This window comes from Pseudomonas sp. JQ36, assembly GCF_053851495.1.
On the sequence record NZ_CM132642.1, the window covers coordinates 703,380 to 729,329 of the forward strand.

The 25,950-nt window shown below is 61.4% G+C and carries 18 protein-coding genes; 6 read left to right on the forward strand and 12 right to left on the reverse strand.

Going from position 1 to position 25,950, the window contains the following annotated elements; translation table 11 throughout:
• Positions 1-24 precede the first annotated feature (24 nt).
• Positions 25-1,059 (forward strand): OmpA family protein, encoded by a 1,035-nt coding sequence (locus ACS4NR_RS03410; protein ID WP_095138642.1) that lies wholly within the window; start codon positions 25-27, stop codon positions 1,057-1,059.
• Between the two features lie 96 nt (positions 1,060-1,155).
• Here ACS4NR_RS03410 and cobA read toward each other — a convergent pair whose 3' ends face one another.
• The 8 genes from cobA to ACS4NR_RS03450 form a co-directional block, all read right to left on the reverse strand.
• Positions 1,156-1,923, reverse strand: coding sequence for a uroporphyrinogen-III C-methyltransferase (gene cobA / locus ACS4NR_RS03415; RefSeq protein WP_456019087.1), 768 nt, complete (start codon positions 1,921-1,923; stop codon positions 1,156-1,158).
• Between the two features lie 10 nt (positions 1,924-1,933).
• Entirely contained in the window at positions 1,934-4,651 is a 2,718-nt protein-coding gene (locus ACS4NR_RS03420) for a nitrate reductase (RefSeq protein WP_456019088.1), read from the reverse strand.
• The gene (nirD, locus tag ACS4NR_RS03425) at positions 4,651-4,968 is read right to left on the reverse strand and encodes a nitrite reductase small subunit NirD (protein ID WP_041067740.1); all 318 of its coding nucleotides are present in this window, start codon (positions 4,966-4,968) and stop codon (positions 4,651-4,653) included. The genes ACS4NR_RS03420 and nirD overlap by 1 nt, the downstream gene beginning before the upstream one ends.
• Positions 4,965-7,418 (reverse strand): nitrite reductase large subunit NirB, encoded by a 2,454-nt coding sequence (nirB, locus tag ACS4NR_RS03430; RefSeq protein WP_095138646.1) that lies wholly within the window; start codon positions 7,416-7,418, stop codon positions 4,965-4,967. The genes nirD and nirB overlap by 4 nt, the downstream gene beginning before the upstream one ends.
• A 419-nt stretch (positions 7,419-7,837) precedes the next feature.
• Positions 7,838-9,508, reverse strand: a complete 1,671-nt coding sequence (locus ACS4NR_RS03435) for a protein kinase domain-containing protein (RefSeq protein WP_456019089.1) — start codon at positions 9,506-9,508, stop codon at positions 7,838-7,840.
• 7 nt (positions 9,509-9,515) lie between these two features.
• Positions 9,516-10,727, reverse strand: coding sequence for a nitrate/nitrite transporter (locus tag ACS4NR_RS03440; protein WP_027613284.1), 1,212 nt, complete (start codon positions 10,725-10,727; stop codon positions 9,516-9,518).
• Positions 10,728-11,090: 363 nt separating this feature from the next.
• The gene (locus ACS4NR_RS03445; RefSeq protein ID WP_027613283.1) at positions 11,091-11,666 is read right to left on the reverse strand and encodes an ANTAR domain-containing response regulator; all 576 of its coding nucleotides are present in this window, start codon (positions 11,664-11,666) and stop codon (positions 11,091-11,093) included.
• Between the two features lie 15 nt (positions 11,667-11,681).
• Positions 11,682-12,893: a CmpA/NrtA family ABC transporter substrate-binding protein gene (locus ACS4NR_RS03450; RefSeq protein ID WP_456019090.1), complete on the reverse strand. Its 1,212-nt coding sequence runs from the start codon at positions 12,891-12,893 to the stop codon at positions 11,682-11,684.
• A 222-nt stretch (positions 12,894-13,115) separates the two neighbouring features.
• Here ACS4NR_RS03450 and ACS4NR_RS03455 point away from each other — a divergent pair, with 222 nt between their 5' ends.
• Entirely contained in the window at positions 13,116-14,135 is a 1,020-nt protein-coding gene (locus ACS4NR_RS03455; RefSeq protein WP_456019092.1) for a quinone-dependent dihydroorotate dehydrogenase, read from the forward strand.
• 151 nt (positions 14,136-14,286) lie between these two features.
• On the opposite strand, the gene rmf is transcribed toward ACS4NR_RS03455, so the two are convergent.
• The gene (rmf, locus tag ACS4NR_RS03460) at positions 14,287-14,502 is read right to left on the reverse strand and encodes a ribosome modulation factor (RefSeq protein WP_003223300.1); all 216 of its coding nucleotides are present in this window, start codon (positions 14,500-14,502) and stop codon (positions 14,287-14,289) included.
• Positions 14,503-15,033: 531 nt separating this feature from the next.
• Between rmf and rlmKL the strand changes: the two genes are divergently transcribed.
• Positions 15,034-17,304, forward strand: a complete 2,271-nt coding sequence (gene rlmKL / locus ACS4NR_RS03465; RefSeq protein ID WP_095138649.1) for a bifunctional 23S rRNA (guanine(2069)-N(7))-methyltransferase RlmK/23S rRNA (guanine(2445)-N(2))-methyltransferase RlmL — start codon at positions 15,034-15,036, stop codon at positions 17,302-17,304.
• A 147-nt stretch (positions 17,305-17,451) separates the two neighbouring features.
• Entirely contained in the window at positions 17,452-19,839 is a 2,388-nt protein-coding gene (locus tag ACS4NR_RS03470) for a sensor domain-containing diguanylate cyclase (protein ID WP_456019093.1), read from the forward strand.
• Between the two features lie 159 nt (positions 19,840-19,998).
• On the opposite strand, the gene dacB is transcribed toward ACS4NR_RS03470, so the two are convergent.
• The gene (gene dacB / locus ACS4NR_RS03475) at positions 19,999-21,459 is read right to left on the reverse strand and encodes a D-alanyl-D-alanine carboxypeptidase/D-alanyl-D-alanine endopeptidase (RefSeq protein ID WP_166495587.1); all 1,461 of its coding nucleotides are present in this window, start codon (positions 21,457-21,459) and stop codon (positions 19,999-20,001) included.
• A 234-nt stretch (positions 21,460-21,693) separates the two neighbouring features.
• Between dacB and ACS4NR_RS03480 the strand changes: the two genes are divergently transcribed.
• On the forward strand, positions 21,694-22,038 hold the full coding sequence (locus ACS4NR_RS03480; protein WP_003223308.1) for a YggL family protein: 345 nt from the start codon (positions 21,694-21,696) through the stop codon (positions 22,036-22,038).
• A gap of 128 nt (positions 22,039-22,166) precedes the next feature.
• Here ACS4NR_RS03480 and ACS4NR_RS03485 read toward each other — a convergent pair whose 3' ends face one another.
• Positions 22,167-23,357 carry a benzoate/H(+) symporter BenE family transporter gene (locus ACS4NR_RS03485; RefSeq protein ID WP_456019094.1) on the reverse strand — a complete coding sequence of 397 codons (1,191 nt, stop codon included), beginning with the start codon at positions 23,355-23,357 and terminating at the stop codon, positions 22,167-22,169.
• Between the two features lie 359 nt (positions 23,358-23,716).
• Between ACS4NR_RS03485 and ACS4NR_RS03490 the strand changes: the two genes are divergently transcribed.
• Entirely contained in the window at positions 23,717-24,481 is a 765-nt protein-coding gene (locus ACS4NR_RS03490) for a GntR family transcriptional regulator (RefSeq protein WP_083366480.1), read from the forward strand.
• A 156-nt stretch (positions 24,482-24,637) separates the two neighbouring features.
• On the opposite strand, the gene guaD is transcribed toward ACS4NR_RS03490, so the two are convergent.
• A complete protein-coding gene (gene guaD / locus ACS4NR_RS03495; protein WP_456019095.1) occupies positions 24,638-25,942 on the reverse strand; it encodes a guanine deaminase in 1,305 nt (434 codons plus the stop codon).
• Positions 25,943-25,950 lie beyond the last annotated feature (8 nt).

Sequence of the window (25,950 nt, forward strand, 5' to 3'; positions counted from 1 at the left end):
AATCACCAGATGGGGATTTAACGGATGAAACTGAAAAACACCTTGGGCTTGGCCATTGGTTCTCTGATTGCCGCCACTTCGTTCGGCGCTCTGGCACAAGGCCAAGGCGCAGTTGAAATCGAAGGCTTCGCTAAGAAAGAACAATTCGACAGCGCTCGTAACTTCAAGAACAACGGCAACCTGTTCGGCGGTTCGATCGGTTACTTCCTGACCGACGACGTTGAACTGCGTCTGGGCTACGATGAAGTGCACAACGTACGTGCCGACGATGGCAAGAACGTCAAAGGCGCTAACACCGCTCTGGACGCTCTGTACCACTTCAACAACCCAGGCGACATGCTTCGTCCATACGTTTCGGCCGGTTTCTCTGACCAGAGCATCGACCAGAACGGTTCGAACGGTCGTAACCGTTCCACCTTCGCCAACATTGGCGGCGGTGCCAAGCTGTACTTCACCGAGAACTTCTACGCCCGTGCCGGCGTTGAAGCTCAGTACAACATCGACCAGGGCGACACCGAGTGGGCTCCTAGCGTCGGTATCGGTGTGAACTTCGGTGGCGGCTCCAAGCCAGCTGCTGCTCCAGTTCCAGCACCTGCTGAAGTTTGCTCCGACAGCGACAACGATGGCGTTTGCGACAACGTTGACAAGTGCCCGGACACCCCAGCCAACGTAACTGTTGACGCTGATGGCTGCCCAGCAGTTGCTGAAGTTGTTCGTGTTGAGCTGGACGTGAAATTCGACTTCGACAAGTCGGTAGTCAAGCCTAACAGCTACGGCGACATCAAAAACCTGGCTGACTTCATGAAGCAGTACCCATCCACCACCACTACTGTTGAAGGTCACACTGACTCCGTCGGTCCTGACGCTTACAACCAGAAACTGTCTGAGCGTCGTGCAAACGCCGTTAAGCAAGTTCTGACCAACCAGTACGGTGTTGAATCGTCCCGCGTTCAGTCGATCGGCTACGGCGAATCCCGCCCAGTTGCTGACAACAAAACTGAAGCTGGTCGCGCTGTTAACCGTCGCGTAGAAGCGCAGGTTGAAGCTCAAGCTAAGTAATTAGCTGCCGCTACGAGAAAAGCCCGGCTCAGGCCGGGCTTTTCTTTGCCTGCGATTTGGCTTTGAAGGTCTAAAGATCGCAGCCTGCGGCAGCTCCTACACAGTATCCGCATACATCCTGTAGGAGCTGCCGAAGGCTGCGATCCTTTGATTTTCTACAACAGCGGCCACAGTGCCAATGACCAGAATGGCCGGGCTCCTGAGTCCAAACCTGCAGGCGTCGTCACTCATGCTCATCAAATCACTGCGGCACTCGCGCTGTTCTGGCAGAGAGGCATTCTCGATCATCGCCACTGGCGTATCCGCCGCCATCCCGCCCGCCAATAGCTGATCGCGAATCTCGCCAAGCTTGGCCACCCCCATGTAAATCACCAGTGTCGTCCCGCCCTGCGCCAGCGCCTGCCAGTTCAACTGGCTGTCATCCTGGGTATGCGCGGTCACCAGCGTCACCCCGCGCGCCACGCCGCGCAACGTCAGCGGAATATCGCATTGCGTCGCGCCGGCGAGTCCGGCGGTAATCCCGTTGACCAATTCGACCTCAACCCCACGCTCGCGCAACCACTGCGCCTCTTCGCCACCACGGCCGAAAATGCATGGGTCTCCGCCCTTGAGCCGCACCACGCATTTGCCTTGGCGTGCATAACGCAGCATCAGCCGGTGGATGAACGCCTGCGGCGTCGAGCGACAGCCGCCGCGTTTGCCTACGGCAATGATTCGCGCGGTGGGGCAATGCTCCAGCACCGCGGCATTGACCAGATCGTCAATCAACACCACCTGCGCTTCACGCAATGCGCGTACCGCTTTGAGCGTCAGCAGTTCGGGATCACCGGGACCTGCACCCACCAGCCAGACTTTTGCATTCATGGTGTTTTCCTTAGCAGATGACCGATACCGGCCGCAGCTCAGCGGCCAGCAAACGCTTGATTTCCGGGACGCACGAGCCGCATTGCGTGCCGCACCCCAGTTGTTGTTTGAGACCCTGCAAGTCGAGGCCTTGGCGAATTCCGGCACACACCGCGCCGTGGCTGACGTTTTTGCAGTTGCACAGGGTTTTGCCCGGATTGGCCTGCAAACCGGCATTACCTGGCGGCGCGCTCATCGGCGCCAGCAGCCAGCGCCGCAATTGTTCATCGGCGCGGCCCTCCAGCCACAAGCCTTGCAGCCAGTGTTGGGCCAGGGTTTCGCCGGCCAGGCGGATCGCGGTGATACGACCGTGTTCGATACGTACCCGCTTGCCGATGGCGCGGCGTGGGTCGTCATAGGCCAGCACCGGCCCGTCGAGCAACGCCAGGCACTGGTCGATATCGCGCAGCAGTGGCGGCTCCGGCGCCGTGGCGCTGGCAGCGCGTATCAGCAGTGCCGGCCGCTCACGTCCGACAAGGCTGAAATTCACGTAGGAAAATGCCTCACAGAGCGGCCGTAGCCTCTCGAAATGCCGCTGAACATCGCCTTCGATGAGTGCGAACAAGTGCCATGGCAGATTCACCGCTTCCAGACGTACGCCGCTGTGTTTGAGTTCGGGCTGCTTTGACAAAGGATCGAAGGCCGGCAAGGTCAGACTGTTGACCCCGCCCTTGAGAAACCGGTCGCCCCAGTGCATCGGCAGAAAGGCCTGACCGGGGCGCACACTGTCATCGCTGTCGACTGCGACGATGAGCGCACCGCGCCGACTCTTCAGGTTGACCAGATCCCCCGGCTGCAAACGATGGCGGCGCATTTCGTCCGGATGCAGGCTCAACAGCGCTTCGCCGACATGCCCGAACAATTGCGCCGCGGTGCCGGTGCGGCTCATGCCGTGCCATTGATCGCGCAGGCGGCCGGTGATCAGCGTTAGCGGAAACCTTGCATCGCGTGGTTCCTTGGCCGCGCGATAAGGATCGGCAACGAACTGCGCACGACCGTTGGCCGTGGGGAAAATCCCGTCGCCATACAAACGCGCGGTGCCTTGTCGGGCGCCAGTGGGGAAGGGCCATTGCTGCGGGCCAAGTTCATCGATCAATGGATGGCTGATGCCTGACAGGTCCAGATCGCGTCCACGGGTCAGTTGTTTGTATTCGTCGAACAACTGCGCCGGATGCTCGAAAGCAAACAGGCTCGGTTGATGCGGGCGCAGACGTTGCTCCAGCCGTCGTGCGAAATCCACGGTGATCGCCCAGTCCGGCCGCGCTTCGCCCGGTGGGAGAATGGCCTGGCGCACGTGGGAAATGCGCCGTTCGGAGTTGGTCACCGAGCCTTCCTTCTCGCCCCAACTGGCAGCGGGTAACAACAGGTCGGCGAAGGCGGCGGTTTCGGTGGTGCAGAAGGCTTCCTGCAACACCACGAACGGGCAAGCTTGCAGTGCTTCGCGAACCGCGTGTTGATCTGGCATGGACTGCGCGGGGTTGGTGCAGGCAATCCATAGCGCCTTGACCTGGCCGCTGCGCATCCGTTCGAACAGCTCGATGGCGCTCAGGCCGCTGCTTTCAGGCAGTTGATCGACGCCCCAATAGGCTGCCACTTCGGCGCGGTGCTCGGGGTTGGCTGCCTCCCGGTGACCGGGCAGCAAATTGGACAGACTGCCGGTTTCCCGTCCACCCATGGCATTCGGCTGACCGGTCAGTGAGAAAGGTCCCGCGCCTGGACGGCCGATTTGCCCGGTGGCCAGGTGCAGATTGATCAGCGCGCTGTTTTTCGCGCTGCCAGCGGTTGACTGATTCAGGCCCATGCACCACAGCGACAGGAAACTTGGCGCGGTGCCCACCCATTCCGCGCACTGCTGCAATTGCTCGACACTGATCCCGCACAGTTGCGCAACCATTTGCGGGGTGTAGTCGCGCACCAGATTTTTCAGCTCAGGCAAACCGTCGGTGTGTGCCTTGATGAAGTCGCGGTCGATCCAGTCTTCCCACAGCAGCAGATGCAAAATCCCATGGAACAGAGCGACATCGGTGCCGGGCAGAATCGCCAGATGCAGGTCCGCCAACTCACAGGTGTCAGTGCGCCGGGGATCGATAACGATGACTTTCATCTGCGGCCGGCGGGATTTCGCCTCTTCAAGACGACGGAAAAGAACCGGGTGGGCGTAGGCCATGTTACTGCCGGCGATCATCACGCAATCGCTCAGCTCCAGATCCTCATAACTGCACGGTGGCGCATCGGCGCCGAGGCTGCGCTTGTAACCGACCACCGCCGACGACATGCACAGCCGGGAATTGCTGTCGATGTTGTTGGTGCCGACCAGCGCTCGGGCGAGTTTGTTGAAGGCGTAGTAGTCCTCGGTCAGCAACTGCCCGGAGATGTAAAACGCCACGCTGTCCGGGCCGTGTTCGGCGATGGTCTCGGCAAAGACCTGGGTCGCGTGATCCAGCGCCGTATCCCAGTCGCAACGGCTGCGCGCCAGGTCTTTGCCCAGACGCAGCTCCGGGTACAGCGCCCGGGCGGCCAGATCGCCGGTCAGGTGCAGGGTCGAGCCTTTGCTGCACAATTTGCCGAAGTTGGCCGGATGCGCCGGATCGCCGCTGACGCCGAGAATGCGCTCGCCGTCATGCTCGATCAGCACGCCGCAGCCGACCCCGCAATAACAGCAGGTCGAGGCGGTCGTCTGGCGGTTCATCAGACCGCTTCCCGCAGTGCCAGCTGCACGCGGCCGTTTTCGACCCGGGCCGGATGATGGTGCGCGCAGCCGATGTCCGGGGCCTGGGCTTCGCCGGTTTGCAGGTCGATCTGCCAATTGTGCAGCGGGCAGGCCACGCGTTTACCGTAGATCAAACCCTGTGACAGCGGCCCGCCCTTGTGTGGGCAGCGGTCGTCGAGGGCGAAAACCTCGTCGTCGCTCGTACGAAAAATCGCGATGTCGCCTTTCGGCCCGGCAATGATCCGCGAACCGAGGGCATTGATCTCTTCCAGGGCACAGATATCGAGCCAGTTCATGCCGGTACCTCCAGGTTTTTCACGGGGATCACGTCGAATTCTTTCTTCAGTTGCGGCTGCGCCAGACGCTCTTTCCACGGGTCCTGCTCGAATGACAGGGAGAACTGCAGACGCTCGTTCAGGGCCTTGCGGCGTTCCGGGTTTTCGAGCACGGCTTGCTTGATGTGCTCCATGCCGACCCGTTGCAGGTAGTGCACGGTGCGTTCGAGGTAGAAGGCTTCTTCGCGATACAGCTGCAGGAACGCGCCGTTGTATTCACGAACTTCCTCGGCGGTTTTCAGCTTGACGAAGAACTCGGCGACTTCGGTCTTGATCCCGCCGTTGCCGCCGATGTACATCTCCCAGCCGGAGTCGACACCGATGATTCCTACGTCCTTGATCCCCGCTTCCGAGCAGTTGCGTGGGCATCCGGAGACAGCGAGTTTGACTTTGTGCGGCGACCACATGTTGAACAGGTCGTGCTCCAACTCGATGCCCAACTGCGTTGAATTCTGCGTGCCGAAGCGGCAGAACTCGCTGCCGACGCAGGTTTTCACGGTGCGGATGGATTTGCCGTAAGCGTGGCCGGAGGGCATGTCGAGGTCTTTCCAGACGCCCGGCAAGTCCTGCTTCTTGATCCCCAGCAGGTCGATGCGCTGACCACCGGTGACCTTGACCATCGGTACGTTGTACTTGTCGGCCACGTCGGCGATGCGGCGCAATTCCGAGGGGTTGGTCACGCCGCCCCACATCCGTGGCACCACCGAATAGGTGCCGTCCTTCTGAATGTTGGCGTGGGCGCGTTCATTGATCAGGCGCGATTGCGGATCGTCCTTGGCTTCGCCGGGCCAGGTGGAAATCAGGTAATAGTTCAGCGCCGGCCGGCAGGTGGCACAGCCGTTCGGGGTGCGCCAGTTGAGATAGCTCATGGTGCCGGCGATGGTCAGCAGATGCTGTTCGCGAATCGCCTGGCGGATCTGCCCGTGGTTGAGGTCGCTGCAACCGCAGATGGCTTTTTCGCTTTTCGGTTTGACGTCCGCCGCGCCGCCGACGGTGTTGATCAGGATCTGCTCGACCAGCCCGGCGCAGGAGCCGCAGGAACTGGCAGCTTTGGTGTGTTTTTTCACTTCATCGACGCTGAACAGGCCGTGTTCCTGAATCGCCTTGACGATGGTGCCTTTGCACACGCCGTTGCAGCCGCAGACTTCGGCGGTGTCGGCCATGCTCATGGCTTTGTCCTGGCCCTGATGTCCTACGTCGCCGATAGAATTTTCACCAAACATCAGGTGATCGCGGATCTCGCCGATGGCGTGATTCTCACGAATCTGTCGGAAATACCAACCGCCATCTGCCGTATCGCCGTACAGACAGGCGCCGACCAGCACGTCATCCTTGATCACCAGTTTTTTATACACGCCGCCGATCGGGTCGGAGAGGGTGATGGTTTCTGTGCCTTCGCCGCCCATGAAATCACCGGCGGAAAACAGGTCGATGCCGGTGACTTTCAATTTGGTCGAGGTCACCGAGCCCTGATAGCGGGCGAAACCCAGTTGTGCGAGGTGATTGGCGCAGACCTTGGCCTGTTCGAACAGCGGTGCCACCAGGCCATAGGCGATGCCGCGATGGCTGGCGCACTCGCCGATGGCATAGATGCGCGGGTCGTAGGTCTGCAGGGTGTCGTTGACCAGAATCCCGCGATTGCAGGGGATGCCGGCGCGTTCCGCCAGTTCGGTGTTGGGGCGGATGCCGGCGGCCATCACTACCAGATCGGCGGGGATGATCTCGCCGTTCTTGAACTGCACCGAGCCGACCCGGCCGTTGCCTGCGTCGTGCAGGGCTTGGGTCTGCTCGCACAAACGAAAGTGCAGGCCACGGGCTTCGAGCGCGGTTTGCAGTAGTTGGCCGCTGGTCTTGTCCAGTTGCCGTTCCAGCAGCCATTCGCCGATGTGCACCACGGTGACATGCATGCCGCGCAGCATCAGGCCGTTGGCGGCTTCGAGACCGAGCAGGCCGCCGCCGATGACCACCGCGTGTTTGTGGGTTTTGGCGGTGTCGATCATCGCCTGGGTGTCGGCGATGTCGCGGTAACCGATCACGCCCTGCAAGTCGTTGCCGGGGATCGGCAGGATGAACGGCGTCGAACCGGTGGCGATCAGCAGGCGATCATATTCAGCCTCGGTGCCGTCCTCGGCGATCACCCGGCGTTTAACCCGGTCGATCTGCACCACCTTGCGGTTAAGCAGCAATTTGATGTGGTTTTCCAGGTACCAGTCGAGGTCGTTGAGCACGATCTCTTCGAAGGTCTGCTCACCGGCCAGCACCGGCGACAGCAGGATGCGGTTGTAGTTGGTGTGCGGTTCGGCGCCGAAGACCGTGATGTCGTACAGCTCATTGCTCAGCTTGAGCAGTTCTTCCAGGGTGCGAACCCCGGCCATGCCATTGCCGATCATCACCAGTTTGAGTTTTTTCATCAGGTTCTCCGGGGAGCGGTGGCTGGCCTCTTGGGGCAGTCAGGCCGTGCTCGACAAATGTTGCGCAAACAAAAAAAGGCGTCCCGCTAGTTGCCTAGCGAGGACGCCTTTGTCCTGGTCCCGTTCTCTCGGGAAGCGCAGCCTTCGTCGTTGAAGGTTGGGCTTTATGTATGGTGAAACGGGTAATGCAGTGGTTGTGCCAAGTGTGGCGGTGGCGGGTTTATTGCGTTTTGTCAGCGTTCATCAAGGTTTTTTTGCACCTTATCGAAGCGGGCTGCCCAGTCGTGGAGCGTTCAGACTGAGGGATTTGTAGTGATTGGGCGGGCGCCTTCGCGAGCAAGCCCGCTCCCACAGGGGACTTGTGAACGACTCAGATCCCCTGTGGGAGCGGGCTTGCTCGCGAAGGGCGCGACGCGGTATCAACGATGAAACAACACCACCAGCATCACCAAATTCCCCAGCAAGGCCAACAACGCCACCGCCCGCCAGACCTTCAACGGCTCACGCTCCAACAAGGGTCTGGGCCGCACACTCAAACTGCGTCGCTCACCCTGTTCCAGCACCAGCAACCATTCTTCAGCCGTTTCAAAGCGCTGTTGCGGACCGGCAGCCACGCCACGCTCCAGACTCTGCGCAATCCATTCCGGCAGGTCCGGGCGGTAGCGACCGGCACTCACCGGCAGGCCAAATCGCGGCCGCTGGAACGCTTCGACCTCACCATAGGGAAAGTGCCCGGTCAGCAGGAAATACAAGGTCACGCCCACCGCGTACAGATCCTGTTGCGCACTTGGTGGCTCGCCGCGAAAGGCTTCCGGGGCGATGAAGCTGGGCGTGCCCGGCAATGTTGACGGTGCGTCTTCGGACAGACCGGGGCAGTACGCCAGACCGAAATCCAGCAGGCGCAACTCGCCATCGTCGCCCAGATGCAGGTTTTCCGGCTTGATGTCGCGGTGCAGAATCTGCCGCCGATGCAGCAGGCCTACCGCCCGCAGCAAGCGCTCGGCAATGCTCTGCCACTGCGCCAACGGCAACGGGTGGCTGTGTTGAAACAGCTGCGCCAGAGTCATACCGGAATATTCGCGCATCACGTAGTACAAATGCTGACGCTGAGTGCCGCTGTGGACTTCAGGAAAATGCCGCCCGGCGACACGCTTGAGGAACCATTCTTCCGACAGCAAGGCTTGTCCGGCCTGGGGATCATCGGCCAGTCGCGCCGGCAATGTTTTCAACAACCAGCCTCGCGCTTGGCTATCCAGCACTCGATACAGCAGCGATTGCTGGCTCTGAGCGACAACGCCTTGCACCTGCCAGCCTTCGAACATCTGCCCGGTCTTCAGCGGCGGCGGCAGTGGCCATTGCTGCAAATGGATCAGTGCATCGCCGATGTTCGCCTCGCCGAGTGCATCGACCCGCACCAGCAACGCACTGGCGTTGTCCTGACTGCCGGCCAGATGCGCGGCGTTGACCAGTGTGTGGGCGGCGCTGTCGAGATCCGGTTGATCGCGCAGAATCGCGGCGATTGCGGTATCACCCAAGGTCGACCACACGCCATCGCTGAGCAGCACGAAGCATTCGCCCTCGCGTAAATCACCGTCGAGAAAATCCAGTACAAGATGCTGATCCAGGCCCAGCGCGCGTTTGAGCACGTGCTGCATGCCCGGCTGCTCCCAGACATGATCCTGCGAGATCCGCTGCAAACCGTCAGCCTGCCAGCGATAGACCCGGCAATCACCGACGTGGGCCAATGTGAAACGCCGACCGCGCAGGACCAGCGCGCTGACCGTGGTCAGCAGCGGTTGCCCGCCGCCATTGGCCTGTAACCAGCGATTTTGTGCGAGCAGCAGGCGATCCAGCGCCTGCGCCACGCTCCAGGTCTGTGGCGTGGCGTAGTAGTCCAGCGCCAGTGCTTGCAGGGTCGAGCGTGCAGCCAATCCGCCATCGGCGCACTGGCTGACACCGTCGGCGATAGCGACCAGATAACCTTTGCTGGCGGCCAGCGCCGGGGCGGGCGTCACCAGGCGCAGGGCGTCCTGGTTTTCCGCGCGCGGGCCGGTGGCGCTGGCCTGGGCAAAGCTCAGTTGCAGGGGCATCGACGCCTCAGACTCGCGCAGCGGTGACCGCGGCCGAACCCCAAGTGGTTCTCCAGCGACGTTTGACCCCGTGCAGGCCGAACCACGCCAGCACGCCGAGGCTGGCGAACAACCACAGCGCCAGTTGATAGCTGCCGGTGCTTTGCTTGATCGCGCCCATGCCGGCCGCCAGGGCAAAACCGCCGATGCCGCCGGCCATGCCGATCAGCCCGGTCATCACCCCGATCTCCAGGCGAAAACGTTGCGGCACCAACTGGAACACTGCGCCGTTGCCGGCGCCGAGACCGAGCATGGTGCAGACGAACAGCGCCAGTGCCGCGTAGGAGCTGGGCAGGTTGAAACCGACAGCGGCGATGCAGATTGCCGCCACGGTGTACATCGCCAGCAAAGTGCGGATGCCGCCGAAGCGATCAGCTAACGCACCACCGAGCGGACGCATCAGGCTGCCACCGAACACACAGGCAGCGGTGTAGTAACCGGCGGTCACCGGGCTCAGGCCGTATTGGTCGTTGAAGTAGCCGGGCAGGGCGCTGGCCAGACCGATAAAGCCGCCGAAGGTGACGCTGTAGAAAAACATGAACCACCAACTGTCGCGGTCGCCGAGGGCCTTGAAGTAGTCGGCCATGGCTTTGGCCTTGGGCCGCTGCGGGGCGTTTTTTGCCAGCCAGGCGAACAGCACCAGCGTCAGGATCAACGGAATCAGGGCGAAACCGAACACGTTGCTCCAGCCGAACGCCGCAGCCAGTACCGGGGCAATCAGTGCGGCAAACACGGTGCCGGAGTTACCGGCGCCGGCGATGCCCATTGCCTTACCCTGATGCTGCGGCGGATACCACTGCGAAGCCAGCGGCAGGGCCACGGCAAACGAAGCACCGGCCATGCCGAGGAACAGTCCCAGGATCAGCGCCTGTTCATAACTGTGGATGCCGAGTTTCCATGCGCCGAACAGTGCGCAGATCACGATCACCTGACCGATCAGGCCGGCGGTTTTCGGCGACAGACGATCGGCCAGCATGCCCATCACAAAGCGCAGCACCGCACCCGCCAGAATCGGCGTCGCCACCACCAGACCGCGTTGTTGGGTAGTCAGGTGCAGGTCGGCGGCGATCTGCACCGCCAACGGGCCAAGCAGGTACCAGACCATGAAACTCAGGTCGAAATACAGAAAGGCTGCGAACAGGGTCGGGGTGTGGCCGGATTTCCAGAAGCTTGAATTCATCGCGCACCTCAGCTGAAAAGAGTCTCGAAAGGAGTCACAGCAGGTGGAGCGCCGCCACGGCCGCACCACCGGCCCCGAGCTGTGGGGCCAAAACGCAAAAACGCCGCCACCTGATACGCCGGTTGGGCGAACGGGTGAGCGACGTCTTTGTCGTGGGTGGGGCAACCGCCGTTGGTTACCTGTGCTGAATGCTTAGCCAGATTTGTGCCAAAAAGTGAAACCGCGTCGCGGCCTTCGCGAGCAAGCCCGCTCCCACAGGGAATGCATTTCAAAGTGGAACCCCGACCTGCTTCACAGCGGAATGCATTCCAAATGTGGGAGCGGGCTTGCTCGCGAAGGAACCCGGAAAGCCAGCGCAGGCCTTCAGCCAAGCAACTCACTCATGGCAATGATCTGCTCCGCCACCTGAATCAGTTTCTGCTGGCGGCTCATGGCCTGGCGGCGCATCAGGGTGTAGGCCTCTTCTTCGTTGCAGTCCTTCATCTTCATCAGCAGCCCTTTGGCCAGTTCGATGCGTTTGCGCTCGGCCAGTTGCTGATCGCGGGCCAGCAGTTGCGCGCGCAAGGCCTGGTCGCTTTCGAAGCGCGCCATCGCCACATCGAGAATCGGCTGCAGGCGCTGGGCGTGAATGCCCTCGACGATGTAGGCACTGACCCCGGACTTGATCGCCTGACGCATCACGCCCGGGTCGTGTTCGTCGGTGAACATCACGATCGGCCGGGGCTGGTCGCGGCTGACGAGCACCACTTGCTCCATGACATCGCGGCTCGGTGACTCGGTATCGATCAGGATCACGTCCGGGCGCACCGTTTCGACGCGCGCCGGCAGATCGATGGTCAGGCCGGATTCATCGATGACCTCGAAACCGGCCTCGGTCAGCGCGGCTTTCAGGCGGCCGACTTTTTTCGCGGTGTCGTTGATCAGCAGAATGCGCAGCATATTGGCGGTCTCCTGTCAGCGGCGGGCGAGAAGGGGTGCGCTGTCGCTCAGGGCGTGCAACTTGAAGCTGCGGGCGTAAGCGGCCGGATCGCTGCCGTCCCAGACTTTGCCATCGAGCAACTGGCTGCTGCGCATCTCCTTGCCCCAGGCCGCGACACCGACGGCGGTGGCCGCTTCGCGGTAAATGTCCAGTTGCTGAACCTGACGCGCAACGGCGAGGTAGTCGGGATCCTCGCGCAACAGGCCCCAGCGGCGGAATTGGGTCATGAACCACATGCCGTCGGACAGGTACGGCAAATTCACCTCGCCGTTGCCGTGAAAGCGCAGGGCGTGCGGGTCCTGCCAGCGATTGCCGAGGCCATCGGCGTAATCACCGAGAAAACGCGGCTCGATGCGGGACAGCGGAGCGTCGAGATACTCCGGGGCGCTCAGCAACTGCGCGGTGCTGCGACGGTTTTCCGGGTTTTGCTCGATGAAGCGGCTGGCCTCGAGGATTGCCATCACCAGCGCCCGTGCGGTGTTGGGGTATTGCTCGACGAACGCGCGGGTGCAGCCGAGGACCTTTTCCGGATGATCGGGCCAGATGCTCTGGCTGGTGGCGAGGGTGAATCCCAGATCCTGTTGCACGGCGCTGGCCGCCCACGGCTCACCGACGCAGAAGCCATCGATACGCCCGGCTTGCAGATGCGCAACCATTTGCGGCGGCGGTACCACTACGCTGTCGACGTCCTGCAACGGATGAATGCCCTGACTCGCCAGCCAGTAATAAAGCCACATCGCATGGGTGCCGGTGGGGAAGGTCTGGGCGAAGGTCAGTTTTGCGCGGCTTTGGTGCGCCTGCCGATCCAGCGCTTCAGGACTGGTCACGCCCAGTTGCTGCAAACCGTGAGAGAGGTTGAGGCTCTGGCCGTTCTGGTTCAGGCCCATCAGCACCGCCATGTCGCTCGGCGCTACGCCGCCGATGCCCAGGTGCACCGCGTAAATCAGCCCGTACAGGCTGTGGGCGACATCCAGTTCACCGCTGACCAGTTTGTCGCGCAAGGTCGCCCAGGACGCCTGGCGCTTGAGGTTGATCGTCAGGCCGTAGGGCTGGGCGAAGCCCTGTGTCGCGGCCACGACCACCGAAGCGCAATCGCTCAGGGCCATGAAGCCGAGGTTGATCACACTTTTTTCCGGAGCATCACTGCCATTGACCCAGGCCAGCGGCCCGACGGACGAATCACTCATATAAAGCCACCCTCAAAAAAAACGCCGTCCCAGGCTTTGCCCGAGCAAACCTGAGGACGACGCCATTGTCCGTGCCCGCACGCCGCCATTGGCCTGTGGGTTGATAATCCGGAAGGTGCAAGGCATATGCCAGTCAGGCGGATTTGCCAGTGCGCCTCGCGCCGGGGGGCGATGCCCGGCTATAATCGCCGCCTCTTTTCGCCGCCCGAGTCATCGCCGCCCATGTACACCCTGGCCCGTCAGCTGTTGTTCAAACTTTCCCCGGAAACCTCCCACGACCTGTCGCTGGATATGATCGGCGCGGGTGGGCGTCTGGGACTCAATGGCATGCTGTGCAAGAAACCGGCGAACGTGCCGGTGACGGTCATGGGCCTGGACTTCCCGAACCCGGTGGGTCTGGCGGCCGGTCTGGACAAGAACGGCGCGGCCATCGACGGCTTTTCGCAACTGGGTTTCGGTTTTGTCGAAATCGGCACCGTGACTCCGCGCCCGCAACCGGGCAACCCGAAACCACGGATCTTCCGCCTGCCGGAAGCCGAGGCGATCATCAACCGCATGGGTTTCAACAACCTCGGCGTGGATAACCTGCTGGCGCGGGTCGCTGCAGCCAAATACAAGGGCGTGCTGGGGATCAACATCGGCAAGAACTTCGACACCCCGGTCGAGCGCGCGGTGGATGACTACCTGATCTGCCTGGACAAGGTGTATGCCCACGCCAGCTATGTCACGGTCAACGTCAGCTCGCCGAACACCCCGGGCCTGCGCAGCCTGCAGTTCGGTGATTCGCTCAAGCAGTTGCTGGCGGATCTGGCCACGCGCCGCGCCGAACTGGCCCTGCGCCACGGCAAACATGTGCCGCTGGCGATCAAGATCGCCCCGGACATGACTGACGAAGAGACTGCGCAGGTCGCGCAGGCATTGATCGAAACCGGGATGGACGCGGTGATCGCCACCAACACCACCCTGAGTCGCGTTGGCGTCGAAGGCATGGAGCATGGTGACGAGGCGGGCGGTCTGTCCGGCGCCCCGGTGCGTGACAAGAGCACGCATACCGTGAAGGTGTTGGCAGCGGAGCTGGGTGGTCGGTTGCCGATCATTGCGGCCGGTGGCATCACCGAAGGCAAGCATGCGGCCGAGAAGATCACGGCGGGGGCGAGTCTGGTGCAGATTTACTCGGGCTTCATCTATAAGGGCCCGGCGTTGATTCGTGAATCGGTCGACGCGATCGCTGCCTTGCGCTGATCCCACAGGTTATGTGTGCAGTTCAAATGATTTGCGGGCATAAAAAAGGGCTCCTCGAAGGAGCCCCTGGGCCGTAGCCCGCCGTCCGGGAAGGACGTGCATGGTAAGTCGCTAAAAATTCAGATTGTCGTGTTGCAATAAGTGCCCTGTGTCAGCCGACGGCGTGAAGTTCGTTGAGTCTGTGGATCCCCGCAGTGCCGGTCATACCGTCCCAGTTGTCGCCGCGTCCTTCTCGCCAGCCGTTGATCCAGGCTTGACGTACCGACGGTAGAGTAAATGGGCAAAGCTCGCGGGATTTGCCACCAACGCCATATTGATATCCGCGCAAAAATGCTCTTTCCAACGGATCACGCTTAAGTCTTCTCATAGGGTGTTTCCCTCACTTGTTGACTGTTTTCGTCGCGTTGACCTCAATCGAGGTCTGGCAGAAAAACTCTGCCGTTGGGCGGCTCGCTGCCGGCGTGGCGAGCCAAGGTGTTGACGCCGTTGCGACGTCAACCTGTGGTCAGTTCTAACCAATGAGTCACACCGAGGGAATGATCGTTTTGTCATAAGGACGTAACGAAAATAGTGCTACAGCCATAAGTAACGGCCGGTTTCATGAACGTTTTTTCCGCAAACCCCGGTATGATCGGCCCCGCGCTGGATGATAGGGTTAATCCTTTAGTGAGAATGACCCACGTTTACGCTCGGTTACTAAGCGACGAAGGGTCGCTTTAAGACTTTTTGTTTCATCGACTATTTTCTCTGTCCCGGCATCTAAGCTCTTTTAACCCGAGCAGCGGGGATGGAACGGCACACCTTCGTGCCACGCGGGCGCTCTTTTAGAAAAGCGCCTGATTGAAAACCGGATCGGCAATGCGTTGCCGGTTCACTAGCCAAAGGCTCTGGAAATACCATGTCCGACCGTTTCGAACTCTTCCTCACTTGCCCCAAAGGCCTTGAAGGCCTGCTCATCGAGGAAGCCGTCGGGCTTGGCCTTGAAGAAGCCCGCGAGCACACCTCCGCCGTGCGTGGCATGGCGACCATGGAAACCGCTTATCGCCTGTGCCTGTGGTCACGTCTGGCCAACCGGGTGTTGCTGGTGCTCAAGCGCTTCCCGATGAAAGACGCCGAAGACCTGTACCACGGCGTGCTTGACGTCGAGTGGCAGGATCACATGCTCGCCGACGGCACCTTGGCCGTCGAATTCAGCGGCCACGGCTCGGGCATCGACAACACCCACTTCGGTGCGCTGAAAGTCAAAGACGCGATCGTCGACAAACTGCGTACCCCGCAAGGCGACCGTCCGTCGATCGATAAGCTCAACCCGGATCTGCGCATTCACCTGCGCCTGGATCGCGGCGAAGCGATCCTGTCCCTCGACCTTTCCGGCCACAGCCTGCACCAGCGCGGCTACCGCCTGCAGCAGGGCGCGGCACCACTGAAGGAAAACCTCGCGGCAGCGATCCTGATCCGTTCCGGCTGGCCGCGCATTGCGGCTGAAGGCGGCGCACTGGCTGACCCGATGTGCGGTGTCGGGACGTTCCTCGTCGAAGCCGGCATGATCGCCGCCGACATGGCGCCGAACCTGCGCCGTGAGCAGTGGGGCTTCACCGCATGGCTGGGTCACGTCCCGGCGCTGTGGAAAAAGCTCCATGAAGAAGCCGTCGAGCGTGCCGCTGCCGGTCTGGCCAAGCCGCCGCTGTGGATTCGCGGTTACGAAGCCGACCCGCGCCTGATTCAACCGGGCCGCAACAACGTCGAGCGCGCCGGTCTGAGCGAGTGGATCAAGATCTATCAGGGCGAAGTCGCGACCTTCGAGCCGCGTCCGGACCAGAACCAGAAAGGTCTGGTGATCTGCAACCCGCCGTACGGCGAGCGTCTGGGTGACGAAGCCAGCCTGCTTTACCTCTACCAGAACCTCGGCGAGCGTCTGCGTCAGGCCTGCCTGAACTGGGAAGCGGCGGTGTTCACCGGCGCCCCGGATCTGGGCAAGCGCATGGGCATTCGCAGCCACAAACAGTATTCGTTCTGGAACGGCGCGCTGCCGTGCAAATTGCTGCTGATCAAGGTGCTGCCGGATCAGTTCGTCACTGGCGAGCGGCGGACCCCGGAACAGCGTCAGGCCGAGCGCGAGCAAGCAGCCTACGATCAGACCCCGAACGAGCCGCAAGAGCGCAAGTTCAACAAGAACGGCAACCCGATCAAACCGACGCCAGCCCCGGCGCCAGTGGTCGAGCAGCCGCGCCTGAGCGAAGGCGGGCAGATGTTTGCCAATCGCCTGCAGAAAAACCTCAAAGCGATGAGCAAGTGGGTCAAGCGCGAAGGCATCGACTGCTACCGCGTCTACGATGCCGACATGCCGGAATACGCCATGGCCATCGACCTGTATCACGACTGGGTGCATGTGCAGGAATACGCCGCGCCGAAGTCGATCGATCCGGAAAAGGCCTCGGCGCGCATGTTCGATGCCCTGGCGGCGATCCCCCAGGCGCTGAACGTCGACAAGAGCCGCGTGGTGGTCAAACGCCGCGAGCGTCAGAGCGGCACCAAGCAATACGAACGTCAGGCGGCGCAGGGCAAGTTCAATGAGGTCAGCGAAGGCGGCGTCAAGCTGCTGGTGAACCTCACTGATTACCTCGACACCGGGCTGTTCCTCGATCACCGGCCAATGCGTATGCGCATTCAGAAAGAGGCCGCCGGCAAGCGCTTCCTCAATCTGTTCTGCTACACCGCGACCGCCAGTGTGCACGCGGCCAAGGGCGGAGCGCGCAGCACCACCAGCGTCGACCTGTCGAAGACTTACCTCGACTGGGCGCGGCGCAACCTGTCGCTGAATGGCTTTTCCGACAAGAACCGTCTGGAGCAGGGCGACGTGATGGCGTGGCTGGAAAGCAGCCGGGACGAGTACGACCTGATCTTCATCGACCCGCCGACCTTCTCCAACTCCAAGCGCATGGAAGGCATCTTCGACGTGCAGCGTGACCAGGTGCAGTTGATCGACCTAGCCATGGCACGCCTGGCCCCGGGTGGCGTGCTGTACTTCTCTAACAACTTCCGCAAGTTCCAGTTGGAGGAAAACCTCGCCGAGCGTTATGCGGTCGAGGAAATCAGCGCGCAGACCATCGATCCGGATTTTGCCCGTAACACCAAGATCCACCGCGCCTGGAAAATCACGGCACGTTGACGCTCGGACTGGTTGGATCCACAGAGCCTTGATTTTTAAAGGCTCTTGGATCCGATCAGCGCTAGCCAAATTAATGGCTAATAGCTATAACTCAACGCATGGCCAATGGGGTTTTCCCCCGAAACAATGGCGTCGTGAGTTGCCCTTATGTCGTTGCACCCCGTGCGCCCAAAGATTCTGGGTTTTATCAGCGAAGACGTCTCGGCCTGGCTGGTCGCGCTGCTGGTATTGCTCGCCGGCGGGATTCTCACGGGGCTGCTCGCCTGGGCCTCCCTCAATCAGTTTCACCATCAACTGCGCCAACGCTTCCAATTGCTGGCCAATGAGCGTTACAGCCGCATCGAAGAACGTTTCCAGGATCAGGAACAGCGTCTCGACGGCCTGCGCCGTTTCTTCGCCAACTCCGATTCGGTCTCGCGCAGCGAATTCGACGGCTATGCCAAACCGCTTCTATTACGCACCCAGGCCTATTCCTATGCGCCACGGATCAGCCGTGCCGAACGTCCGGCGGTCGAACAGGCCGTGCGTAACGAAGGCTTCAGCACCTTCACCTTTCGTGAACTGACCGCTGACGACCAGTTGCAGACCGCCGCTGATCGCCCCGAATACGTACCGGTGATCTACACCCAGAGCCAAAGCCGCTTGCCCACGCCGCTGGGTTACGACTTGCTGGCGCAACCCCTGCGCCGGGCGACGCTGGAACGCGCCGACCGCACCGGGCACATGGTGGTGTCGCAGCCATTGCATCTGGTGGGGATTGATCCGGCGTATGCCCGGGGCGTCTTGCTGCTGGCGCCGGTCACCCGTGAAGAAGCGCCGAACGGGCCGCCGCATGGTTATGTGATGGCGGTGATCAGCATGCAGCAGTTGCTGGCCGACGGACTGCCGGAGGAGCACCAGGACTTCCTTTCTGTACGCATTCTCGACCTGTCCACTGAGGATCAGCACGAGGTGCTCTATGAGTCGGCCAACAAAACCGGGGCCAGTGATCTGTCGGCCACACGTCTGGTACGAATGGCCGACCATGACTATCAAGTGGACATTCAGCCCAGCGAGGCGTTTCTGCAGGCCAACCATTCGTCGATCAGCAGCCTGGTGGTGCTGGGGGCGCTGTTGAGCGTGTTGCTCAGCGCGTTGCTCTACGTATTGGTCAGTCAACGCCAGCGCGCCTTGCGCATGGTCGAACTGCGTACCCAGGAACTGCACGCCCGCGAGCAGGAATTGCGCGGCACCCACGGTCAGTTGCGTGGCGTGCTGAATGCTGCAACTCAGGTGGCAATCATTGCCACCGACCTGCGCGGGGTGATCAACACCTTCAACCCCGGCGCCGAACAGATGCTCGGCTACAGCAGCGCCGATGTGGTCGGCCACATGACCCTGGAAAACCTGCATCTGCCGCGAGAACTGGCCGCGCGTTCGGCGGAGTTGAGTGTGCGTTACGGCAAGAGCATTCCGACCTGCCACGCGATGTTGGTCGAGGGCGGCGAAGTCGGCGGGCACGAGGCACGCGAGTGGACGCTGGTGCGCAGCGACGGCAGTCATCTGCCGGTAAACATGCTCGCCACCCCGGTGCTCGATGAGCAGGGGCTGTGGGTCGGGCATCTGGCGATCTGCATCGACATCACCGAGCGCAAGCGCGTACACGAAGCGCTGGCGGCGCGCGATGTGTTGCTGAAAAAGCTCAGCGCCCATGTGCCCGGCGGCATCTACCAATTCAAGATGGAATTCGACGGACGCTTCAGCGTGATTTATGCCAGCGACGGCATCCGCGAAATCTACGAGCTGGAGCCGGACGTGTTGCTGCTCAATGCCGAGGCGATTTTTACCCGCATCCATCCACAAGACGTCTCCCGAGTGCGCAGCTCGATCCGCGCTTCGGCGGACAGCCTCAGCCCATGGCGCGAGGAATACCGTGTGCAGTTGCCCGAGCGTGGCCTGCGCTGGGTGCGCGGCGAGGCGACGCCGGAGGAGCTGCCGGGCGGCGGCGTGCTGTGGCACGGCTACATCTCGGACATTTCCGACTTGAAACGGGTGGAAGAGGAATTGCGGGCGCTGTCGGTTACCGACTCGCTGACCGGCATCCACAACCGCCGCTACTTCCAGGAACGCCTGACTACCGAAATGGCCCGGGTCGAGCGCGGCGGCGGTGAACTGTCGGTAATCATGCTCGACATCGACCACTTCAAACGCATCAACGACCAGTACGGCCATGCCGTGGGCGACCGGGTGCTGCAAGCGGTGTGCGAGCGCATCGGCCATCGTTTACGGCGAACTGATGTGTTCTGCCGCCTGGGCGGTGAGGAATTCATGGTGCTCTGTCCGGACATCGACGGCGAGCACGCGCACATGCTGGCGGTGGAGTTGTGGCAAGGCCTGCGCAGTGCGCCAGTGGATGTGGTCGGGGTGGTGACGGCCAGTTTCGGCATCGCCAGCTGGCGCCCGGGGGAGGGCGCGGATGCGCTGTTGCTGCGCGCGGATTCAGGGGTGTATGCGGCGAAGCAGGGCGGGCGTGATCGGGTCGAGCAGATGAGCTGAGCCGTTACACCAATCCTCTGTGGAACCCTGTTTTGTGGCGAGGGAGCTTGCTCCCGCTTGAGTGCGTAGCGCTCACAAAATCATTTGGGGCCGCTGCGCAGCCCAGCGGGAGCAAGCTCCCTCGCCACAGAGAGTTGCGTCCACAGGTTCGACGGTGGGTTACAGGGCCGAAGCGGTCTGCGGCAGGCGCGGCTGCTTGTACAGATCCAGCAGCACCTGATCCAGCACCGATGACGCGCCGAACGGCGCCTTGTCGTTGAGGATCGCCACCACCGCCCAGGTGTTGCCGTTGACGTCGCGGCTGAAGCCGGCGATCGCGCGCACGGTGTTCAGGGTGCCGGTCTTGACGTGGGCTTCGCCGCGCATCGCGGTGGTCTTCAGGCGTTTGCGCATGGTGCCGTCGGTGCCGGCAATCGGCATAGAGCTGATGTACTCGGCGGCGTACGGGCTATGCCAGGCGGCTTGCAGCATGTTGGCCATCTCGCGGGCGCTGACGCGTTCGGCGCGCGACAGCCCGGAGCCGTTTTCCATTACCAGGTGCGGCGCGGTGATGCCTTTTTTCGCCAGCCACTGACGAACCACCCGTTGCGCGGCCTTGGCGTCGTCACCGTCGGCTTCGTTGCGGTACTTCTGACCGAGGCTCAGGAACAACTGCTGGGCCATGGTGTTGTTACTGTATTTGTTGATGTCGCGGATAATTTCCGCCAGATCCGGCGAGTAGGCGCGGGCCAGCAGCTTGGCGCCGCTCGGGGTCGCGGCGAGGCGATCCTTGCCCTGGATGCTGCCGCCCAGTTCTTTCCAGATCGCGCGCACGGCACCGGCGGTGTAGGTCGCGTGGTCAAGCAGCGACAGATAAGTCTGCGAGCTGCAGCCTTCGCCCAACTGACCGGCGACGGTCACGGTGACGCTGCCGTCCGCCTGGGTCACCGGGTTGTAGCGCACACCCCCGGTGCACTGTTTGGAGTTGAGCGCCTTGACCGTGTTTTCGATGCGCACGCTGGCAATCGGCGGCTCCACCGAGATCAGCACCCGGCCTCCATCATTGCGCGCGACGAAGCGCAGGGCCTTGAGGTTGACCAGCAGCGAGTCGGGTTTGACCAGGAATGGCTTGTTCTCGTCGTTGCCGTCGTCGTTGAACTCGGGCAGTTGCGGCTGGATGAAGAAGCCGCGGTCGAGGATCAGGTCGCCGGTGACCTGGGTCACGCCGTTGGCGCGCAGATCGCGCATCAGCAGCCAGAGTTTTTCCATGTTCAGCTTCGGATCGCCGCCACCCTTGAGGTACAGGTTGCCGTTGAGAATGCCGCCGCTCAAATCGCCGTCGGTGTAGAACTCGGTTTTCCACTGATGGTTAGGGCCGAGCATTTCCAGCGCGGCGTAGGTGGTGACCAGTTTCATGGTCGAAGCCGGGTTGACCGAGACGTCGGCGTTGTACATCGTCGGATTGCCCGGGCCGTCGAGCGGAATCATCACCAACGACAGCGCAGTCGGCTGCAGTTTGCTGGCCTTGAGGGCTTTTTCGACGTTAGGGGTGAGGGCGGTATTGATAGTGGCAGCGGCAACCGGCAGGGCCAGGGGCAGAAGAAGGCCGGCAAGAAAGAGAGGACGCAACGATTTGATCATATGAAATAAAACCCTGCAGAAGAGGGGAAAAATAACGAGGGCATGGATGAAAAAGCCCTCAGTGGTCATGAAAGTGTCGGCATTATGCCCCAAGGTGTAACAGCTTGTGCCTTGCCCGAGGCGGCCATTTCGTTATTTTTTTACAGGCGGTCGACCACCGCGCCCAGAGAGTCGGGCAATTGACCGCTTAAACTGGTAAAGTGCCGGCCGTTATTACTTAAGAGGATTGTTCCAATGGCGACTAACCGTTCCCAGCGTCTGCGCAAAAAACTGTGCGTTGATGAATTCCAAGAGCTGGGTTTCGAACTGAACCTGGACTTCAAAGAAGATTTGTCCGAAGAAGCCATTGACGCTTTCCTCGAAGCATTCATCAAAGAAGCCATGGAAGCCAACGGTCTGGGTTATGTTGGCGGCGATGACTTCGGTCTGGTTTGCCTGCAGAAGCGTGGCTCGGTCAACGAAGAGCAGCGTGCTGCCGTTGAAGCCTGGCTGAAAAACCGTAGCGAACTGACCGGCATGACCGTCAGCCCGCTGCTGGACGTCTGGTATCCGGAAAAGCCGATCAACGCGGCCAAGTGATACTGAAAAAAACGGCGACCTGAGGGTCGCCGTTTTTTTGCAAGATCAAAAGATCGCAGCCTTCGGCAGCTCCTACATGGGAATGGTGTACACCCTGTAGGAGCTGCCGAAGGCTGCGATCTTTTGCTTTAAGCTTTACGCCAGTTCAAAATCAGTAACGTCAAAACCCCCGCGACAATCCCCCAGAACGCCGAGCCGATGGAAAACAGCGTCAACCCCGACGCCGTGACCATGAAGGTGATCAGCGCCGCCTCGCGTTCCTTCACTTCGGTCATGGCAATGCTCAGGCCGTTGATGATCGAGCCGAACAGCGCCAGCGCGGCAATCGACAGCACCAGTTCTTTCGGCAACGCGGCAAACAGCGCCGCCAATGTGGCGCCGAACACCCCGGCAATCCCGTAGAAAATCCCGCACCAGACCGCCGCGGTGTAGCGCTTGTTGCGATCTTCATGGGCGTGCGGCCCGGTGCAGATCGCCGCGCTGATGGCCGCGAGGTTGATGCCGTGCGAGCCGAATGGCGCCAGCAGCAGCGAGGCGATGCCGGTGCTGGTGATCAGTGGTGAGGCCGGCACGTTGTAGCCGTCGGCGCGCAGCACGGCGATGCCGGGCATGTTCTGCGAAGTCATCGCCACCACGAACAACGGAATGCCGATGCTGATGGTCGCGGCCAGCGAGAAGTGCGGGGTGGTCCACACCGGCGTCGCCAGTTCCAGATGGAAACCGCTGAAATCCAGCAGACCCATTAAGCCCGACAGCGCGGTGCCGATCAGCAATGCGGCGAGCACCGCGTAACGCGGCGACAGACGTTTTACCAGCAGATAAGTGAAGAACATCCCCAGCACCAGCCCGGTGCGGTGTTGCGCGGCGACGAAGATTTCGCTGCCGATCTTGAACAGAATCCCCGCCAGCAACGCTGCCGCCAGCGACGCCGGGATCTTTTTCACCAAGCGTTCGAAGCTGCCGGTCAGCCCACAAATGGTCACCAGCACCGCGCAGGTGATGTAGGCACCGATGGCCTCGCCATAACTGACGCCGCCCAGGCTGGTGATCAACAGGGCTGCACCCGGTGTCGACCAGGCAATCGTGATCGGTGTGCGATAGCGCAGCGACAAGCCGATCGAGCACACCGCCATGCCGATGGAAATCGCCCAGATCCACGAGGAAATCTGCCCGCTGCTCAGGCCCGCCGCTTGCCCGGCCTGGAACATCAGCACCAGCGAACTGGTGTAGCCGGTCATCATTGCGATGAAACCGGCAACGATGGCCGAGGGCGAAGTGTCGGCGAGAGGGCGCAGGCGGGTGTAGGTGGCGTCGTTCATGACGGCGGTGTTCCTTATACAGATGAAGATGTCCGCAGTTACCTGAACCCCTGTGGGAGCGGGCTTGCTCGCGAAAGCGGTGGGTCAGTAAAAGCAGATGTTGTCTGACACACCGCTTTCGCGAGCAAGCCCGCTCCCACAGGGGGATTTGTGTTCTGGCTGCGGATTCTGCGATCAAGCCTAAACTCAAACGTAACGGATCGTTGCAATACAGCCGTGGTCACAAACAGCCATACAGTCGTGTTGCCACCATCCATTGTGTACAATCGCGCTGTTTTTTACGCGATACTTGCCAGCGACCTACTGTGCCGTATTACAGTCACGGTCTATTCGCCGCAGTTCTCCCGACTCGAGTGCCCATGAACGAACAGTTGCAACCCCTCAAGAAACAACCGCGAGCAGGCAAAGCCGGCCGCAGCGGAACCCAGGACGATATTGTCTATGCGCATATCTTCGAGGCCATCCTCGAACAGCGTCTGGCGCCCGGTACAAAATTGAGCGAAGAAGCGCTGGGGGAAATCTTCGGGGTCAGCCGCACCATCATTCGCCGCGCACTGTCGCGTCTGGCCCATGAAGGCGTGGTGCTGTTGCGGCCGAACCGTGGCGCCGTGGTCGCCAGCCCGAGCGTTGAAGAAGCGCGTCAGGTGTTCATGGCCCGGCGTCTGGTAGAGCGCGCGATCACCGAGCTGGCCGTGCAGCACGCCACCGCCGAGCAGATCGCCGAACTGCGTCAGATGGTCAACGACGAGCGCGACAGCTTCTCCCGTGGCGATCGTGGTGCCGGTATCCGTCTGTCGGGTGAATTCCACCTGAAACTCGCCGAAGCAGCGAAGAACGCGCCACTGATCAGCTTCCAGCGCAGCCTGGTTTCGCAGACCTCGTTGATCATCGCCCAGTATGAAAGCGGCAACCGTTCGCATTGTTCCTACGACGAACACACCCAGTTGATCGACGCCATCGAAGCGCGCAACGGTGAGCTGGCAGTGGACCTGATGATGCATCACATGGACCACATCGACAGCAAACTCAACCTCGATGAGGAAAGTGCGTCGGATGATTTGCATGCGGTGTTCTCGCATCTGTTGCAGACCAAAAAACCTGGGCGCCCAAGCGCCAAGCTTTGAGCTGACACCGAGTCGAACCCATCGCGAGCAGGCTCACTCCTACACTTGAAATGCGTTCACTTGTAGGAGTGAGCCTGCTCGCGATAGCTTTTTGATAGGCAACAAAAATCCCCCGGGGCTAACACCGCCGGGGGACTTTTTATGCCTCGGGAAAACTCAGCGCTGATGCACCAAAGCCCCTGCCGCATAAGTTTGCTGCACCGTGCGGTCATCGCCCAGCGTCATCAGCACAAACAACGTTTCAGCAATGTTGTTGGCCTGTTTCAGGCGGTAGCTCAGCAGCGGCGTGGCGTTGTAATCCAGCACCAGGAAGTCCGCATCGGAACCCGGCTGCAGGTTGCCGATCTTCTCTTCCAGGCGCAGTGCCCGCGCACCGCCCAACGTCGCCAGGTACAGCGACTTGAACGGACTCAGCCGCGCGCCTTGCAACTGCATGACTTTGTAGGCTTCGTTCAGGGTTTGCAGCAGCGAGAAACTGGTGCCGCCGCCGACGTCAGTACCGAGGCCGACATTCAGCTTGTGTTTCTCGGCCATCGGCAGGTTGAACAGGCCGCTGCCGAGGAAGAAGTTCGAGGTCGGGCAGAACGAGATCGCCGAGCCGGTTTCCGCCAGTCGCGCGCATTCGTCGTCGCACAGGTGCACGCCGTGGGCGAACACCGAGCGCTCGCCGAGCAGTTGGTAGTGATCGTAAACGTCCAGATAGCCCTTGCGCTCCGGGAACAGTTCCTTGACCCACTCGATTTCCTTGAGGTTCTCGCTGATGTGGGTCTGCATGTACAGATCCGGGTATTCGGTCAGCAACTGGCCAGCGAGGGTCAGTTGCTCCGGGGTGCTGGTCGGGGCGAAACGCGGGGTGACGGCGTAGTGCAGACGGCCCTTGCCGTGCCAGCGTTCGATCAGCGCCTTGCTCTCGACGTAGCTGGATTCGGCGGTGTCGGTCAGATAGTCCGGCGCGTTGCGATCCATCATCACCTTGCCGGCGATCATCCGCAGGTCGAGCTTCTCGGCGGCCTCGAAGAACGAGTTCACCGATTGCGGGTGCACGCTGCCGAACACCAGTGCGGTGGTGGTGCCGTTACGCAACAGTTCCTTGATGAAGATATCGGCTACGTCGTCGGCGTGGGCCTTGTCACCGAACTGGCTTTCGCACGGGAAGGTGTAGGTGTTGAGCCAGTCCAGCAATTGCTCGCCGTAGGCCCCGACCATGCCGGTTTGCGGCAGGTGGATGTGGGTGTCGATGAAGCCCGGGGTGATCAGCGCATCTTGATAGTGGGTGATCTCGATGTCCGCCGGCAGGGTCGGCAGCAATTCACTGGCCTGGCCGAGGGCGCTGATCTTGCCGCCATCGACCACCAGCAGGCCGTCCTCGAAATATTCGTAGGAGGCTTCGATCCCGACTTCGGCGGGGTCGGCGATGCTGTGCAGGATGGCGGCGCGGTAGGCTTTGCGAGTCAGAGGCATGAGGGTTC